The following is an 18550-nucleotide window of genomic DNA, read 5'->3' as shown; positions in this document are numbered from 1 at the left end:
TAACTTATTGATTTGTTATAAATTTATTGAATAACCTTTATGCTATGGCACAACTATGAACGAAATGTGACACAACTCGGCAGGTTAGCATTTGGCAACACTTTCGCGAATATCACCGCAGTTTTAGTCACATCTCACCGTTTCACGAGCATCGCGTTGCAACATCAGAAACATCAACGTCAGTGCATTGGGCACCATATACAGCAACGCCCCCAATTGCACCGCCAACGGGTTCTCCTTGGCCTGCCAGGCCATAAACCAGTCGCCAGCGACCACCATAAAGCCCAGTCCCCACACTGCAATCGCACAAAGTGCGCCCAGCATGGCCCAGGCTTTGCCCTTGGCAAAGGCCGTGTAGGAATGGCCCAGATGTTTCAGCATCAGCACAACACCTACCGTTGCTGCGATACCTGCCAGAGATTCCAGCGCCGTGATAATCGCCAATCCAAGCTGCCCGGCCCATTCAGCAGTGACGGCGCGCCACATTAGCCCAGGAACCTGATAGGTATCCTGCATAGTAAGCAGCGGCGCCACGGCATGTTGGGCGGTCCCCGCAAAATCGGCAGTATTATTCAGCAAGCTGAAAATGCCCCAAAGAGCCGGAAAGAGTGACAGCAGGATACAGCTCAGGCGTGACATAGTGATTTCGTTCATCATTATCCTTAATTTTTAGTGATATATACCCCAGATAAGGGGAATTGCATCAAGGCGGCAACCCCGTGTGTCTCCGGCAGCATAAATAACGCGATGAGCGGACACCGCCAGCACTGAGACAGCCTCAAGCATCATGAGTATAAAACTCAGAGTTCCTTGTATTTCTGTACGTTAACGTGGTTACAGCCTTCAGGTTTAACGTACACGTTTGTAAAAAAGCATCTTACAAGGATCGAGAGAATAACGGAGGGGGCGCGGTGAAATGGAAGCGTGATGTGTTTATTAAAACAGTGAAAGGCGACAGGACATAATCATTGCTCCTTTCACTGCTCAGTTCTATTGAGTTTAAATTGCCACCAGCCTACGCACACCGTCTTGATCCATCGCGCTGCCGACCCCACGTTGTAAAATGCTACCGCGCGACATTACCAAATAGCGGTCCGCCAGTTCAGCGGCAAAATCATAAAACTGTTCGACCAGCAGGATCGCCATATCACCACGTGCGGCTAACTGTTTGATCACAGCACCGATCTCTTTGATCACGGAAGGCTGGATCCCCTCTGTTGGCTCGTCAAGGATCAACAGTTGTGGTCGGCAGGCTAATGCACGACCAATAGCCAACTGTTGCTGCTGCCCGCCAGAGAGATCGCCGCCGCGCCGATCCTTCATCTGCAACAGCACCGGAAACAGTTCATAGATATGATCCGGCACCTTACGCGCCTCAGCACCAGAAAAACGCGCCAACCCCATCAACAGATTTTCCTCCACCGTCAGACGGCCAAATATCTCCCGTCCCTGTGGCACATAGGCGATCCCTGCCTGCACGCGTTGATGCGGCTTTTTGCCGTTGAGGTTCTCACCCTGCCAGCGAATGCTACCGTTCTTGGCCGGAATCAATCCCATCAGGCACTTCAACAGCGTGGTTTTACCCACGCCATTGCGCCCCAGCAGGCAAGTGACCTCACCGACATGAGCATCAAACGACAGGCCACGTAAAATGTGGCTGCCCCCGTAATATTGATTCAGTTCGTTCACTTGCAACATAGCTGCTCCTAGCGCCCTAAATACACGTCGATCACCTGCTCGTCGGCCTGAACCTGCGCCAATGAACCTTCAGCCAACACCCTGCCCTGATGCAGTACGGTGACGTGATCCGCAATGGTTTCGACAAACCCCATATCGTGCTCTACCACCATCAGCGAATGCTTACCCGCCAACGCGCGGAACAGTTCGGCGGTATACTCTGTTTCCGCATCAGTCATGCCCGCTGCCGGTTCATCGAGTAACAGCAGATGCGGCTCCTGCACCAACAGCATACCAATCTCGAGAAACTGTTTTTGCCCGTGGGACAATAGCCCGGCGAGACGGTTTCGCTCATGACCCAGCCGCAAAGTTTTCAGCATTTCGTCGATACGATCGCGCTGTTCGCTGTTCAGTCTGGCACGCAGGCAAGCCCATACCGACTTGTGGGTTTTCTGTGCGATCTCCAGATTTTCAAACACCGTGAGTGCCTCAAACACCGTGGGTTTCTGGAACTTGCGACCAATGCCAGCCTGGGCGATCTGCATCGGATCCAGCGCAGTCAAATCGACAGTTTGATCGTAAAACACCTTGCCGCTGTCCGGACGTGTCTTGCCGGTGATCACGTCCATCAGCGTGGTTTTACCCGCACCGTTGGGTCCGATCACACAGCGCAATTCACCCACGCCGATCTGTAACGACAGATCGCTCAGTGCGCGAAAACCCTCAAAGCTGACGTTGATCTTATCGAGCAGCAGTACCGGATCGGTTTGCTGGCGGTATTTATCTGCCGGTAGTGCTTGGGTAAACAGCTCGTCAGTCATTTGCAGTGAATTCATTGTGGCTTACCTCTGCGCAGTAACCCGATAACCCCTTTTGGCAGGAACAATGTAACGACGATAAACATCAGGCCAAGGAAGAACTGCCAGTACTCTGGAATTGCCATGGTGAACCAACTCTTGGCACCGTTGACAATACCGGCACCCAGCAACGGTCCCACCAGCGTGCCGCGTCCGCCAAGCGCCACCCAGATGGCGGCTTCAATTGAATTGGTCGGTGACATTTCGCCCGGGTTGATAATCCCCACTTGCGGTACGTACAGCGCACCGGCCAGCCCACACAGCACCGCCGACAGCGTCCAAACAAACAGCTTGAAGCCCTTAGGATCGTAACCACAAAACATCAGGCGGTTTTCCGCATCACGTACTGCGGTCAATACCCGACCAAACTTACTGCGCGCCAAAGCAAAGCCGATCGCCAGACTGACCACCAACAGCACTACCGTTGCCAGAAACAGCGCCACTCGCGTGCCGGTCGCGGTGATCGAGAAGCCCAGCAGCGTAGTAAACCCGGTAAAGCCGTTGTTCCCGCCAAAGCCGGTTTCGTTACGGAAGAACAGCAGCATACCCGCGTAGGTCAGCGCCTGAGTCATGATGGAGAAATACACACCTTTGATTTTTGAACGAAAAGCGAAGTAACCAAACACGAAAGCAAGTACCCCAGGCACCAACACAATCAGGCACAGTGCCCAAGCGAAATACTGCGTACCACTCCAAAACCATGGCAGCTCATTCCACGACAAGAACGCCATAAATCCGGGCAGGCCATCACCCGATGCCTGACGCATCAGGTACATGCCCATGGCATAACCACCGAGGGCAAAGAACAATCCGTGTCCCAGCGACAGCAGCCCGGCATAACCCCACACCAGGTCAAGCGCCACCGCCACCACGGCATAACACAGAATTTTTCCCACCAACGTCAGGGTATAGGTGGAAATTGCCAGCGGATTATCCGCCGGCAGCAGCGCAAGAAACGGCATGATTAACAGTGCCAGTAACACCAGCCCGCCGATGCCCAGCGCCAGCCGGGGTGCTTTTTGCACGCCGGTTACAGTCAATGGTTGGCTCATCAGTCGATCACCCTGCCTTTGAAGGCGAATAGCCCCTGAGGACGTTTTTGAATAAACAGAATAATCAGCACCAGGATCAGGATCTTACCCAGTACAGCGCCAATCTCTGGCTCAAGAATTTTGTTGACGATGCCAAGGCCAAAGGCCGCCACTACGGTACCGGCCAGTTGGCCGACGCCACCGAGCACCACCACCAGGAATGAGTCGATGATGTAACCCTGGCCCAGTTCCGGTCCGACATTGCCCAGTTGCGACAGCGCAACGCCCCCCAACCCGGCAATACCGGAACCCAAGCCGAATGCCAGCATATCGACACGGCCGGTGGGTACGCCGCAACAAGCCGCCATCGCGCGGTTCTGTGTCACGGCACGCACATTCATGCCAAGGCGAGTTTTATTCAGTAATAACCAGGTGAGCACCAACACCAGCACCACGAACAGGATCACGGCAATGCGATTCCACGGTAGCACCAGATTCGGCAGCAGCTGAATGCCGCCCGACAGCCAGGCCGGATTGGCGACCTCTACGTTTTGCGCGCCGAACAACACCCGCACCCCTTGGATCAACACCAGACTGATCCCCCAGGTCGCCAGCAAGGTTTCCAATGGACGACCATACAGATGGCGAATCACCGTCCGCTCCAGTGCCATACCGATGCAGGCGGTAATAATGAACGCCACCGGTAACGCTATCAGTGGATATAACGCCAGCCACTGCGGAGCAAACTGTTGAAACAGCCCCTGCACCAGATAAGCCGAGTAAGCGCCGAGCATCAGCATTTCACCGTGCGCCATGTTGATCACCCCCAGCAGGCCATAGGTGATCGCCAATCCGAGCGCTGCCAGCAGCAGGATCGAGCCAAGTGACAGTCCGGTAAACGCCTGGCCGATCAGATCCCCGATCATCAACCGATGTTTCACACTGGACAGGCTTTTCAGCGCTTCAGCACGCACGGCAGCATCCGGTTCATGCGTGGCATCAGTCAATGTCTGTAACCGCGTTTGGGTTTCCGGTTCGCCCGAACTGCCGAGGAGCCTTACCGCATTAAGACGCACCCCAGCATCGGCGTCATTGAGTTGCAGATTGGCCAACGCAATACTTAACGCTGCGTGTACCCGGCTGTTTTTCTCCTGCGCCAGCCGTTGGCTCAACAGCGGCAACTGTTCACTTTGTGCTTCACGCTGCAAGGCCTGCGCCGCCTGTAAACGCAGCGCCGGATCCTCACTGACTAACCGCTGCGCCGACAAGGCGTTGGCGATCAGAATACGCAGCCGGTTGTTCAACCACAGTTTCTTTGGTGTGCCGACTGGGGTTGCGGCACCGTCCAGTGGTTGATAACGGTCGCCCTGTTGAATAAAGGCATGTTTAGCCTCGTCGATCACCACGTTTTCTTGCTTTAGCGCCTGCAGTAACGGCAAGCGTGAAGCGTCTGGCGCACTCGCCCACGCCTGCAATAATTTGGCCTGCTGCGCGCGGTTGGCCACAGCAAAATCATCAGCTGGCCCCGCCTGCGCGAACATGGGCAGGCAACAGAGCAGCCAAAGCCACCGTCGGGAATGAACGAAAAATGGGAGTTGCATCGGCAGCCTCTTCTATAGGGGCCGGGTATGCCCGGCCCATGGCGTTAGCACGGGATTGCGATTTTACTTACCGCCTTTTACCGGGCTTTCCGACTTTTTGTCGTTCCCGGCAATGTACGGGCTCCACGGCTGGGCACGCACCGGAGCATCGGTCTGCCACACCACGTTGAACTGGCCGTTGCCTTCGATCTCACCGATCATCACCGGCTTGTGCAGATGATGGTTGGTGGCATCCATGGTCAGGGTAAAGCCCGACGGCGCGGCGAAAGTCTGCCCGGCCATGGCGGCACGCACCTTGTCAACGTCAGTCGTGCCCGCCTTCTCAACCGCCTGTGCCCACATATGGATGCCGACATAAGTGGCCTCCATCGGGTCGTTGGTCACCGCGGTGGCGTAGTTCGGCAGATTGTGCGCCTTGGCATACGCACGCCACTCACTGACAAACTGCTTGTTGGTCGGGTTATCCACCGATTCGAAGTAGTTCCAGGCTGCCAGGTTGCCGACCAGCGGCTTGGTGTCGATGCCACGCAGTTCTTCTTCCCCGACCGAGAATGCAATCACCGGCACATCGGTGGCCTTGATGCCCTGATTAGCCAACTCTTTGTAGAACGGGACGTTGGAGTCCCCATTGATGGTGGAGATCACCGCCGTTTTGCCACCGGCAGAGAATTTCTTGATGTTGGCGACGATGGTTTGGTAGTCGCTGTAACCGAACGGCGTATAAACCTCTTCGATATCTTTATCTTGAATACCTTTCGAATGCAGGAAGGCACGCAGGATCTTGTTGGTGGTGCGCGGATACACGTAGTCGGTACCCAGTAAGAAGAAGCGTTTGGCCGAGCCACCGTCTTCGCTCAACAGATATTCCACCGCCGGAATCGCCTGCTGGTTAGGCGCTGCACCGGTGTAGAACACGTTGGGCGACATCTCTTCCCCTTCGTACTGCACCGGGTAGAACAGGAGCCCATTCAGTTCTTCAAATACCGGCAGTACAGATTTGCGCGATACTGAAGTCCAACAACCAAACACCGCCGCCACCTTATCCTGACTCAGCAACTGACGTGCCTTTTCGGCGAATAACGGCCAATTGGACGCCGGATCAACCACCACCGCCTCCAGTTTTTTACCCAATACGCCCCCCTTGGCATTGATGTCATCAATGGTCATCAGTGCCACGTCCTTTAGTGGCGTTTCAGAAATGGCCATGGTGCCGGACAGCGAACTCAGGATACCCACCTTAATGGTGTCGGCAGCCTGCACACTCAATGCCATTCCCATCCCGACCATGGTGGCAGACAGCGCAAACGCTTTTATAAAATGACGACGTTTCATAATTCAAACTCCTGATGTGTGTTGTGTTAGGAAACCAACCTTTCTTGAAGAAGAATTAACCCTATGGATTTCGAGTTGCAGCCAGGCGGTAAGGGCGAGAGTCCCCAGGAGCTGACTCCAGTCAGTGACCGGGGTGAGCCCCCACCGCTAACAACGCCGCAGCTTGAAAAACGACGGGTTACTGCTGAAGCCTTGCCTGATGCAGCATGTGCAGCGTTATTTTTCGTACCTCAGCCTTACTCACGGCAATATGATTACTGAGCAGCGTTTGCGCCTCCTCGGCCTGGTGTTGCAGGATCGCCCGTAAAATGGCGGCATGTTCGTTGTAGGTCGCTTCAACCCGGCTTATCTGGGTGAAATCCAGCCGACGGATAATGCGGATCTTCTCGGTCAGGTCACGATGAATACGCGCCATTTCTCCATTGCCTGCCGCTTCCACCAGCGCCATATGGAATTGCTCGTCGTGCAGCGATACCGTCTTGCCGTCTTCCAATCGCGGCTCGTCGATCCAGAAACTGTTGAGCATCTCCAATTGCAGCGGCAATGCCCCCACAGGCCGAGCGCACAACCGTTTGACAGCTTCACACTCCAGCACGATGCGCAGGTCATACAGCTCTTCGAAGTAGGCAAAATCGAACGGACGCACCTGCCAACCACTGCGAAAATGCACCTCGACATAGCCCTCACGCTCTAGCCAAAACAAGGCCTGTCGTACCGGTGTACGGCTGACGTCCATCCGTTGTGCAACTTCGTTTTCGCTAAAGCGATCACCCGGCAGCAGGTGGAAATCGAAAATATCGTCCTTGAGCTGGAGATAGATACGTTCCGCCAACCCTTCTGGTCGCGCTTTACTGCGGCTATTAATGATTTGCATCGCATTCCTCGATGTCGCTCGTGAATTTCCTGATCAAAACCAACGCGCTGGCCGTACCTGCCCAATCTCAATATGGCCAGTACCACCGCTAGCTGGCATGCTCTAGCCACAACAGTGCATCCCCTGGCCCCACTGGTCGCCCCTGTCGGCAACTGATACGCTTAATGATCCCGGCGCGTGGCGCAGTAACCGCCAGCTCCATTTTCATCGCCTCGACCACGATCAGCGGCTGGCCGGCTTCCACGGTTTGGCCGGGCTCCACCAGAATTTTCCACACGTTGCCGTTCAGATCGGCGCTCACCAGATAACCATCGATCTCTTCTTCATCGTCCTGCGGCGGCAGCAATTGGGCCTCAGCTTCGCCTTCCTCAGCCTGCCACCGCGTCACTTCGTGGTTAAATGCCTGCTGCTGGCGCTGCTGGAATGCGCTGATTTCCTCAGCGTTATTCGTCAAGAAACGGCGATACTCGGCAAAATCAAACTCGCTGTCTTCGATGCGGATCTGAGCGCGACCTTCACGGAAAGCCTCGCGTTGTTCATCGAGTTCCTGCTCGCTGACCGGGTAAAAGCGCACCTGATCAAAGAAATGCAGCAACCAGGGTTCACCGGCGCTGAACTGAGGGTTTTTGAGGAATTTGTTCCAGATCGGTAGCGTGCGTCCGACCAGTTGGTAGCCGCCCGGTGAATCCATGCCATAGATGCACATGTACATGCCGCCGATGCCAACCGTGCCTTCTGCTGTATGGGTTCGCGCCGGGTTATATTTGGAACTGAGTAATCGGTGGCGCGGGTCGATCGGTACCGCACACGGCGCGCCGAGGTAAACGTCGCCCAATCCGAGGATCAGGTAGCTGGCATCAAAAATGATGTCGCGCACCTGTTCACGGGTGCTTAGCCCATTGATGCGCTGGATGAAATCAACATTGTTTGGCAACCATGGGGCGGATGAACGCACCGTTTGCTGATAGCGCTCCACCGCCCCCAAGGTGGCAGAGTCTTCAAACGCCATCGGCAGGTAAACCGTGCGCGTCGGCACCTTCAACTGGCTGACATCGCCTAGCGTCTCTTCACGCAGCAGCAAGCGCGCCAATAAATCGGCCTGACCAAGCGTGCGGCTGTCGTAACGGATTTGCAGCGATCGTACGCCGGGTGACAACTCCTCAACGCCGGGGATCATGTCCTGCTTGAGCGACTGCATCAGCAGATGGATGCGCAGCCGCAGTGCCAGATCGAGTACGTTGTCACCGTACTCCAGCAAAATGTAACCATCCCCGGCTTGACGATAGACCACCGCCGGGCGACTGTTGTTGGAAGGTAATGCCGCCAGAATGGTAGCGGAAGCGGTGATACCCGGCGTCAGGTCCGGCGGTGCCAGGGTAATAGCCTTCACTGCGGCTAACGCTTCGATGCTGCCGAGCTGTGCCTGCTCCAGTGATTGCGCCTGTTTAAAGCCGATGGGATGAAAACGGATGCGATCGCCCGGTTTCACCTGACCGACCTTCCACAGCTCAGCCTTGGCGATAGTCACCGGACAGACAAAACCACCGAGGCTCGGCCCATCACGGGTAAGGATCACCGGAAAATCGCCGGTGAAGTTAATCGCACCAATAGCGTATTCGCAGTCGTGTACGTTAGACGGATGTAACCCTGCTTCACCGCCGTCCTGCCGTGCCCAATCGGGTTTGGGTCCAGACAGGCGCACGCCCAGTCGGTTGGAGTTGTAATGCACCTGCCATTCGGCAGCAAAGAAGTTGTCGATAGATTCTGGCGTGAAGAAGTCCGGTGCACCGTGAGGGCCATACAACACACCAATGTTCCACAGGTTGCCATACTGCGGGATCAGGCTGTCGTCCATCGCCTGCGGTGCGGCGACCGGCGCTGGGGTGGTAGAGGCCGCCAGCGCCGGCTGAGATACCGCCAGCATGTCCGCTACGCGCAAGGTGCGCCCAGCGTGACCACCAAACTGCCCCAGCACAAAAGTCGAACGGCTCCCTAAGTACACCGGGACGTCGAAACCGTTACGTACCGCCAAATAACTGCGACATCCATGCTGAGCACGACCAAGCCTCAGCACCTGCCCGGCCCTAACGGTTATCGGCTTCCAATAGTCCAAGGCCTCACCGTCCAGATCAGCCGGGCAGTCCGCCCCCGTCAAGGCAATGGTGGCGTCACAATGGAAGCGTAAGGTTGGCCCCTGTAGGGTAAACTCTAACCCGGCAGCACTGGGGTGGTTGCCAACGATGCGGTTAGCCAACCGGAAGGCGAAGTCGTCCATCGGGCCCGATGGCGGCACTCCAATATCCCAATAACCGAGACGTCCTGGGTAATCCTGTACGCTGCTGTATGTGCCCGGCTGCAACACTTCAATACTATTGGAGTGGTAGCGGAAACTGTCCAGCATACGGGTCCACACGCTCCCGGTTTGAAATTCGGCCGTCGCAATCACCTGCCGCAGGTAATCCAAATTGGTGGCAATGCCGTGCAACCGGGTGGCATCCAGCGCTACCCGCATTTTCTCCAGCGCCTGTTGGCGATCATCCCCGTGAACAATCAACTTGGCGATCATCGGGTCGTAAAATGCGGACACATCACTGCCGGTAGCAACCCAGCCGTCAACCCGTACGGACTCCGGGAAGTACACATCGGTCAAGACGCCCGGGCTGGGCTGGAAGTTCTTCAGCGGATCTTCAGCATAAATACGCACCTCAATCGATGCTCCCTGTGGCGGTCGTTGCAGCGCCGCCCAATCCAGCGCATCACCCGCCGCCACCTGCAACATGCATTCAATCAGATCCAACCCGGTCACCCTCTCTGTGACCGGATGCTCCACCTGCAGACGCGTATTCACTTCAAGGAAATAAAATTCGTCGCGAGCGCCGTCGTAGATAAACTCTACGGTACCCGCGCTGCGGTAATTGACTGAGGCCCCCAGTGCCACCGCCGCCTGATGTAACGCCTGACGGGTAGCCGCCGGTAGGTTCGGTGCAGGGGTTTCCTCCACGACTTTCTGGTTACGACGTTGCAATGAACAGTCGCGCTCGCCGAGCGCCACCACCCATCCCTGACCATCACCAAAGATCTGCACTTCGACATGGCGAGCCTGATCGACAAAGCGTTCGATAAACGCCCCAGAATCACGGAAGAACTGCTCGCCCAACCGTTTCACACTGTCGAAGGCCTCACGCAATGCAGCTTCGTCGTCGCAGCGCGTCAAGCCGATACCGCCACCTCCCGCGGTACTTTTCAGCATCACTGGATAGCCAATCTCTCGGGCGGCGTTAACCGCCTCTTCAATGCTGTCCAGTAAGCCGGTACCTGGCGTCATCGGCACCTGCGCCACCGCCGCCAGCTCACGCGCCCGGTGTTTCAGGCCAAACTCACGAATTTGCGCCGCCGTAGGGCCGATAAAAGTGATGCCCGCTGCTTCGCAGGCTTCGGCAAATTCGGCGCTCTCAGAGAGGAAGCCATAACCGGGGTAGATCGCCTGTGCGCCGCTTTCTCTCGCCGCAGCCAGGATCTTGTCAATACACAAGTAACTGTCACTCGCCTTTTCGCCACCGAGCGCAACCGCCATATCGGCTTCGGTCACGTGCGGTGCATTACGATCAGGGTCTGAATAGACCGCTACGCTGGTCACTCCCAGACGTTTCAGGGTACGAATGGTGCGACAGGCAATTTCGCCGCGGTTAGCAATAAGTACGGTAGTAAACATGATCAAGCCCCCTTCTGGCTGGCGATGTAGTTGCGCCAACCGCCAAATTCGGTGATATCCGTGGCCTCCGGTAACGCCCAAGATTCACAAATAAAGCCTTTCACCCGGCGGCCATCTGCCAGTAACACCGTGCCAATACCCAGTGGGGCAGGAATCTCAGCGACAAACTCACCGAAACGCGCCAGCGGGATATCCCACAGTTCAACGTGGATAGCGCCCCCCCGCTCAGCTTTAACCAGCCCCGGTTTTGGCGGCTGAGTATTGGCCAGCGCGTAGAGGCGATAGCAAGGCGCGGTCGTGGTTTGCTCTACCCGGGTCGCCGAACGCTGTGTGAGCTGGAAATTCAGTGGCATGTCACTGAGGTGAGCGCCGACGACCGCCACCCGTACGTACTGAGGAGACGGCATCAACGACTGCAACGGTGATCGCGAGCGACCGGTCGCGCCAAGCGGTAGATCCTGGGCCTGCTGCCAGCGCAGCCCAAATGCCGCCAACGCTCGATCGTGCCAGGCAGGTGCAACCAGTGTGATGCCCGCAGGCAAGCCGTCATCACGCATCGTTGCTGGCAGTGCCAATGCGCTCAGATCGGCCAGGTTGGTGAAATTGGTGTAAGTCCCAAACTGCGAATTGAACAACACCGGTTCTTGTTCCATTTCCGCTAAGGTACGAATAGTCGGTGAGGTCGGTACTACCAATGCATCGAAAGCGGCAAGCCGTTGCCCGATCTGCCGCGCCAGTTCGGCACGGAGATATTCTGCTTTGTAAGCATCACAGGCGCTGTACTTCAGTCCGTTATTGACGATACCGCGCACCACCGGGTTGATGGCCTGCGGGTTAGCGCTCAGCATGGCTTCGACCGCCAGGGTACGCTCCGCCACCCAAGGGCCGTAATACAGCTGCTCAGCCAGTACACGAAACGGGGTAAAATCGAGCGTTTCCAGCGTCACACCGCAGCGTTGCAGCTGCCCCAATGCCCGTTGAAATGCCTGTTCGGCCTGTACATCGCCGAAAAACTCAAGTTGGGCAGGCACGGCAAAGCGGGGGGCTGCGGGGAGATCCGCCGGGGCAGTATGGGGATTAATGCGGGAGTAGGCATCGGCAGCGTCATAACCACCTGCCAGTTCGGCCACCAGCGCGGCGTCCGCCACTGTCAGGGCAAATACCGATACGGTGTCATTCAACCGACAAGCGGGGACCACGCCACGGTTCGACAACCATCCCTTGGTGGGTTTCAGGCCAACAATGTTGTTGAACCCCGCCGGGACACGCCCCGAGCCAGCCGTGTCGGTACCCAGTGAGAACGGCGTCAAACCACGGGCCACCACAGAGGCCGACCCGGAACTGGAGCCACCGCTGACATAGCGGCTATCGAAACTGTTAACCACCGCGCCGTGCGGCGAGCGGGTGCCTACCAGGCCAGTGGCAAACTGATCAAGATTGGTTTTACCGATGACAATAGCGCCAGCGGCGCACAGGTTGGCGACGACAGTGGCGTCAACTGCCGCTTGATAAGCGAACTCTGGGCAGGCCGCGGTCGTCGGCCAGCCACCAACGTCGATATTGTCTTTGACTGCAAACGGCACGCCAAACAGTGGCAGGCGGCTGATATCTCCAGCAACGGCTTCAAGCTGGTGCGCCAACCGCTGGCACTGCGCTTCGCGTTGTGCCGCATCGGCAAGATACAGCCAGGCATTGTCATCTGCCGGCAGAGCCGCGACCAATGCGGCTAACGTTGCACGCACACAAGCCACCCGCTCGCCAGCCGAGTGGGTGTGATAATAATGCTGCCATTCACTGAGGGTGAAACCGCGCAGATTAACAGACTGGGTCATTGGCTGAATTCCATCTAGTACACAAGATGGGATTCACCAGAGCAACCAGCGTGCCAATTTTTAATTGGCTGATTCCAATAAATTATAATTAAAACTTATGACTAAAGATTAAAAAAACCTGCACCAACGACGCGCAATTGGCGAACAAAAAAGGTGCAGGAGCGCTTCTATTTTATTGTCCCCCAAAAATTGAGCGCGAGGTATTAACCACAAAATCTGTGTATTCAGCGGAATACCACGTTTCGATTAATCATAAATAAGCAGAAAGCCATTCGATTGAATTAATTAGTTACACAGCAACATGGTTGGTTAATCATTAAGATAAAATTACCAATAGCACGATAAAACATTAAACCCTGAATTTTATAAAATTTAAAACTATAAAATTAAAAACAAATGGAATAAAAACCTAAAAATTGACGTAATGTTACTCTATTACCTGACAAGCTTAATTACATCATTTTCAACCAGATTTACCCCCGCCGCTGAAAGCTTTACACAACCCCTGCTTATTATCGGTACAGCAATTAGGCTACCCATTTACAGGAGTTACTGATGATTATACGTAAAGTCTTTCTCGCCATTCCCCTGCTGGTGCTGTTTTCAACCTTCAGCTACAGCGCCGTCGAACTGAATGCAGCCGCTGATAATTGCCAAAAAATAGGCTCGGTTTCATTGTCACGCAACGTCGTGTCACCTGATGATGCCAAAAGCCAACTAGATGCCCTTGCCAAACAGCGCGGTGCCAGCCACTACCGTATTAATTCATTGGTGTCCGGTGGTGGCAACGGCGGCGGCCTGCGTGTCAGTGCCGATCTGTATCGCTGCTAAATATCCCCCACCCAAGGAGCCCCCCATGACATCGATTAATCATTTACTGGTCAAAAATCGCAGTTGGGCAACCCAGCAGCAATGGCGTGATCCAAACTTCTTCCCGCAATTGGCACAAGCGCAGAAACCGCAAATTCTGTGGATTGGCTGTTCCGACAGTCGGGTCCCCGCCGAAACTATCGTGCGAGCTCAACCCGGTGAACTGTTCGTACACCGTAATATTGCCAACGTGATTGAAGAGCAGGATGATAATTTGATGAGCGTGGTGCAATACGCCGTCGAGCATCTGGGCGTCGGCGCTATTGTGGTTTGTGGGCATTATGGGTGCGGTGGAATTCAATCTGCCCTGAGCAACCAGAGTAGCCCCAGTGAGGACTCACTCACCCGCCGTCTCAACACACTACGCGCAAATCTGGAACCGCATCTGCCGGCAGACACCGATTCCCGTTCAGACGACACAGCCCATCTGAAGAATGCAGTAAGCACTAACGTACAGCTTCAGCTCAATACCCTCAGTGAAACCCAATTGATTCAACGAGCCTGGCAACGCAATACGGCATTAACACTGTTCGGTTGCATTTACGATCTCCACACTGGTTTTCTGAATGTCCTGGAACAGCGAAACGCTGGCGGGAGGGTGACATGAATCGCGCAGACCTGCGTTTTGACCTGCCCGCCGGGCTAGTGGTGTTTCTGGTCGCCCTACCATTGAGCCTGGGTATTGCGCAAGCCAGCGGCGTGCCGCCCTTCGTTGGGCTGCTCACTGGGGTGATCGGCGGCATTGTCGTCACCCTGCTCAGCCCTTCGCCCTTTTCGGTCAGCGGCCCTGCTGCCGGGTTAGTGACCATAGTGACCGGCGCTATGGTGACGTTAGGTGATTTTCCGTCGTTTTTGTTGGCGCTATTACTGGCCGGTATCTTGCAACTGGCGTTCGGCCTGCTGCGGGGTGGCAAGCTGGCAGCACTTATCCCCGGAGCGGTGATCCACGGCATGCTGGCAGCTATCGGCATTTTGCTGATCATTCAACAGTTGCCACTGGCTATGGGCTATCCCCTTGGGCATGGCCTGAGTGAGAAACCGTCAGTCGCACAACTGCAAAACGATATCGCTCCAGCGGCTGTCATGCTGACGCTGGGTGCGCTACTGCTGATTGCGTTTTGGGGGAAATCGTCGCTCAAACAACGTCTGCGTTTGACGGCATTACCCGGACCGCTGATTGCCGTACTGTGGGGGTGTTTGTTTGTCTGGTTAGGCCAGAAGGTTTGGCCCGCCACAGGCACGTTGCCACGAATAGAATTACCGGCACTGACCAGTATTGAAGCACTGCAAACGCAATTTTCTCTGCCAAACTGGCAGGCTTGGCGCAACCCGGCGGTATACCTGGTCGCTATCACGTTGGCTATTGTTGCCAGTCTGGAAACGTTGCTGAGTCAGGAAGCGCTGAAAAAAATGGCGCCAATGATGCCGGAACCTTCTGCCGATAAAGAACTGCGCGCCCAAGGCGTGGGCAACCTGATCAGCGGGTTATTGGGCGGCTTGCCCATTACCGCAGTGATTGTGCGCAGCTCCGCCAATGTACAGGCCGGCGCACGTAGCCGGGTGTCGATTTTACTCCACGGCGTGCTACTGTTATTCAGCGCCCTGCTGTTCACTGAGCTGCTCAACAACATTCCACTCGCCAGTCTGGCGGCTATCCTGATTTACACCGGTTTTAAACTGGCACATCCGCGTATTTTTATCACTCTGTGGCGTCAGGGCCTGCAGCAATTTGTCCCTTTTATCACCACGCTCGGTGGCATTCTGGCATTCGGCATGTTAGCGGGTATTGCACTCGGTCTGGTCGTGCAACTGCTGTGGAGCCTGTATCAAAGCAATCGTCACGCCTTGCGTCTGACTCGCTACAACGACCATTATTTGCTCCAGTGCCAGCAAAACCTGACTTTTCTCAACAAGATGCGGTTAAAGCATCTATTGGGACAGATTGAGCCTAACAGCACGGTGATCATTGATTGCGAAGGGATTAATTATCTGGACGACGATATCCTCGCAATGCTTAACGAATACCGACAAACGGCAGGGGAAAAACGGATCAGTATCAGTGTGCACCCGCCAACCCATATTCTGGCACGTGACGCATCCTAACTTAAAACAGCGCCGGGGAAATCTCCCGGCGCCTCTCGCATTGGGGTCTGACCCCCTGGGGACGTTAATCAGTAATCCGCTCCAGACCTACCGGGGTAATGCAATAAGTCTGTTGCTTGCCCACCCCACTCAACCGTACATGTTGCATCTCATTGGTGATCACTAACCGGCTGTCCGGCTCTTCATGATGCAGGTGAATCACCTCACCGCCATAACCTGAGATCGGCAGGACTACCGAACTGGCTTGCCGTGCTTCACTGCCAATCACTTCGTGGTGGTACAGAGTATTACCGTCTGCGTCGTCATAACTGATCGCGGCATAAATCTCTGGGAAGTAGTGGTGCGCAATGCCGCCTTCAATGTTCACCGTTAAGGTTTTTTTCACCAGATCAACCGTGCCGGTCAGAAACTGCCAATCGCTAATCCCCTTACAAGCGACGGTAAAGAGATTACCCACATTGCCCTCTGGGCGGGTATTACTGGCAGGAACACAGTCCTTATAGGTTTCTAATAACTGTTCACGTTGAGGGCTGGTAAACGTATTGATCGCCAAATAGATATCGTCTTTAAACACCGAGAACGGCGCATAATAAGCCTGACGGTCACTGCGTAAACGCTGCGCTGCACTCTCAAGGCGCGACAATAACGCGAGATCCGGGTCGCCCATCAACGCTTCATTTTTCATTCCGCTTTTGGTAATGAGCAAAACGTTGGTTTTGTTTTTGCTATCAATAATGTCTGGATACGCCGGACTCACCCGTACCCGCCCCGGTTCCTCATGATAAATTTCAATTTTGTCACCTACGGTGAACGGCAATTCATCATGACTCAACGTCGCCTTGGTGCCAGGAATGTCCTTACTGAAAACCACCGCATTTTGCTGGTTACGCACGATAATTTTGGCATAGGTCATATCAGGAAAATAAGCGTGTGGCGTGGTGCTGGTAACGTCAATCACCACCTTACCTTTACCGTGATCGGCAACCACGGTGGCGAAAACAGCATCACTCAGCCCCAGCAGGTTAATGTCTTGAGAAACAATGGGTGAGGAGACCTTTTTAACATAGTGAATGTCTACCGCATTATCCCCCTGCTTCAGCACCAGATAGCCGAGCGTCGGCTGATACTTATGGTTTTTTCCGGTTGGCAGACGCAGAGTGTAAACACCAATGGGTAACTCGCTCAATACCATGGTTGGACTGTTGATCCGCGTCTTATAGGCGTAACGCGCCCCTTCCATCAGGATCAGGTCTTCGCCATAAATCTGTGCAAAATCGTCAATATTGAAATGCAGTGTCGCATTGCCTTTCAGGCCACTGGCTTTCAACTGGGTTGAGTCAACCAACTGCAACGTGGAATCCAATTTCAACTGCAATTTCACGGCTTCAAGATCCTGTGCACCGACCAATTGGCACAGCGGATAAACGGCTTTGGCGTGGCTAAAAGCGTTTCGATTACACTGCGTCTGGGTCACATAGCCACCGACCCATTGGATAAATGGCGTAACATCCACTTTGTTACCGGCCACGGCAAAGCTTTCCGACAGCATATCCAACAAAGCATGTTCGCTAGGGACAAAGCCCGCCGTATTGCAATCCTTGCGATACTGTTGATTAAAATACGTAAACGCGTTACGGCCAGCCTTCTCAACCATCAATACGATAAAGTACAGTTTAGAGCGTAGATCCCACTGATTGAGCGGTTTCGCCTGAATAACATAGTCGGTAATTTGCTTTTCAACAGAGAGGATATTGCCGTAATTATACAGCCAACCTTCTTTGTATTTACGATCACCCAACATCACACTTTGATAGCAGGCGGCATAAATATTGTTCCACACTTCACCGGTGGAAAAATACTTATCGCCCATAAAGTGCCCCTGGTAACCGTGTGCAATTTCATGCAGGCTCCCCCAGTTATTATCTTTCGCCGTCAACCAGAAGCTGCTGACTGACGGGGTACTTTCCGCCGTCCAATTGCCCCCATAATAAGCCGCACCTGCGCCATTTTTATCGGCCTTGATAAAATATCGGTTTTTTATATTACGACTGGAATTGTCTTCAGCCTCAAAAGAAATGCCTGCCAGCGCATTATAAAATGTGAAGATGCGCTCGTAATAGGCGATCAGACCATCAATATTTTTTGCTTCCCCCAACGACTTCAGATCATTTTTACTGACTTTAGGTACCAGGAGCACTGCATATTCAGAATCTACGAGCGAGAACTCAGCATCCTGCGCATCCCAGCGCGCAAAAAATGCCGTTTCGCTTTCACCTTTACGGTAGACGGGTAACGCCTTGACCGTATCCGGGTATTCAAACTCTACGGCAGGCGCGCCTGCTACATAAGGCGTGTCAATAAACGGTACAGAGACTGCGCTCACGCGTGCCTCAACCCAATCGCTACCAACGTTGAATTCAGCCTCCGTTTTATTATCATCATTTAACAAACGCAGCTTCAGTTTGGTCGAAAACGCTGTATTAGTTTGGCGCACTCGCAGCACTTGCCCCGCAGGGAGGATAATCCCCAGATGCTGACGATCGTGACCAATACCTTTACTCATTCCCGCTGCATCTAACCATTCCGGTCTTGGCAACGTATAAAGTGATTTAGATTTAGTGATAGTTGGCATTTTTATTCCTCAAAGTTACTTTTTCATAT

Annotated in this window: 13 protein-coding genes; 3 read left to right on the top strand and 10 right to left on the bottom strand. The window is 54.4% G+C overall.

Annotation, left to right across the window (positions count from 1 at the left end; all coding sequences use genetic code 11):
* Positions 1-123: 123 nt before the first annotated feature.
* The 9 genes from SGR01S_RS07420 to atzF form a co-directional block, all read right to left on the bottom strand.
* Positions 124-654, bottom strand: coding sequence for a DUF2165 domain-containing protein (locus SGR01S_RS07420; protein WP_037422706.1), 531 nt, complete (start codon positions 652-654; stop codon positions 124-126).
* Positions 655-999: 345 nt separating this feature from the next.
* Entirely contained in the window at positions 1000-1698 is a 699-nt protein-coding gene (gene urtE / locus SGR01S_RS07415; protein ID WP_061806991.1) for an urea ABC transporter ATP-binding subunit UrtE, read from the bottom strand.
* Between the two features lie 8 nt (positions 1699-1706).
* The gene (gene urtD, locus SGR01S_RS07410; RefSeq protein WP_037422712.1) at positions 1707-2513 is read right to left on the bottom strand and encodes an urea ABC transporter ATP-binding protein UrtD; all 807 of its coding nucleotides are present in this window, start codon (positions 2511-2513) and stop codon (positions 1707-1709) included.
* The gene (gene urtC / locus SGR01S_RS07405) at positions 2510-3586 is read right to left on the bottom strand and encodes an urea ABC transporter permease subunit UrtC (protein ID WP_061806990.1); all 1077 of its coding nucleotides are present in this window, start codon (positions 3584-3586) and stop codon (positions 2510-2512) included. The genes urtD and urtC overlap by 4 nt, the downstream gene beginning before the upstream one ends.
* On the bottom strand, positions 3586-5166 hold the full coding sequence (gene urtB, locus SGR01S_RS07400) for an urea ABC transporter permease subunit UrtB (protein ID WP_061806989.1): 1581 nt from the start codon (positions 5164-5166) through the stop codon (positions 3586-3588). The genes urtC and urtB overlap by 1 nt, the downstream gene beginning before the upstream one ends.
* A 63-nt stretch (positions 5167-5229) precedes the next feature.
* Positions 5230-6498, bottom strand: a complete 1269-nt coding sequence (gene urtA, locus SGR01S_RS07395; protein ID WP_061806988.1) for an urea ABC transporter substrate-binding protein — start codon at positions 6496-6498, stop codon at positions 5230-5232.
* Positions 6499-6676: 178 nt separating this feature from the next.
* A complete protein-coding gene (locus SGR01S_RS07390; protein ID WP_037422722.1) occupies positions 6677-7372 on the bottom strand; it encodes a GntR family transcriptional regulator in 696 nt (231 codons plus the stop codon).
* Between the two features lie 88 nt (positions 7373-7460).
* A complete protein-coding gene (gene uca, locus SGR01S_RS07385; protein WP_061806987.1) occupies positions 7461-11084 on the bottom strand; it encodes an urea carboxylase in 3624 nt (1207 codons plus the stop codon).
* A gap of 2 nt (positions 11085-11086) precedes the next feature.
* Positions 11087-12916 (bottom strand): allophanate hydrolase, encoded by a 1830-nt coding sequence (gene atzF, locus SGR01S_RS07380; RefSeq protein WP_061806986.1) that lies wholly within the window; start codon positions 12914-12916, stop codon positions 11087-11089.
* A 555-nt stretch (positions 12917-13471) separates the two neighbouring features.
* Here atzF and SGR01S_RS07375 point away from each other — a divergent pair.
* Genes SGR01S_RS07375 through SGR01S_RS07365 form a run of 3 tightly spaced genes read left to right on the top strand, consistent with a single transcriptional unit; the run spans position 13472 to position 15889 of the window.
* Positions 13472-13747 (top strand): YdgH/BhsA/McbA family protein, encoded by a 276-nt coding sequence (locus SGR01S_RS07375; RefSeq protein WP_051922599.1) that lies wholly within the window; start codon positions 13472-13474, stop codon positions 13745-13747.
* 25 nt (positions 13748-13772) lie between these two features.
* The gene (locus SGR01S_RS07370) at positions 13773-14393 is read left to right on the top strand and encodes a carbonic anhydrase (RefSeq protein ID WP_037422733.1); all 621 of its coding nucleotides are present in this window, start codon (positions 13773-13775) and stop codon (positions 14391-14393) included.
* A complete protein-coding gene (locus tag SGR01S_RS07365) occupies positions 14390-15889 on the top strand; it encodes a SulP family inorganic anion transporter (RefSeq protein WP_061806985.1) in 1500 nt (499 codons plus the stop codon). The genes SGR01S_RS07370 and SGR01S_RS07365 overlap by 4 nt, the downstream gene beginning before the upstream one ends.
* A 64-nt stretch (positions 15890-15953) precedes the next feature.
* Here SGR01S_RS07365 and SGR01S_RS07360 read toward each other — a convergent pair whose 3' ends face one another.
* Positions 15954-18521: a putative mucin/carbohydrate-binding domain-containing protein gene (locus SGR01S_RS07360; protein ID WP_061806984.1), complete on the bottom strand. Its 2568-nt coding sequence runs from the start codon at positions 18519-18521 to the stop codon at positions 15954-15956.
* Between the last annotated feature and the right edge of the window lie 29 nt (positions 18522-18550).

The organism is Serratia grimesii NBRC 13537, from assembly GCF_001590905.1.
GTDB classification, from domain to species: Bacteria; Pseudomonadota; Gammaproteobacteria; order Enterobacterales; family Enterobacteriaceae; genus Serratia; species Serratia grimesii.
This window is presented reverse-complemented; position numbering and strand designations above follow the sequence as displayed.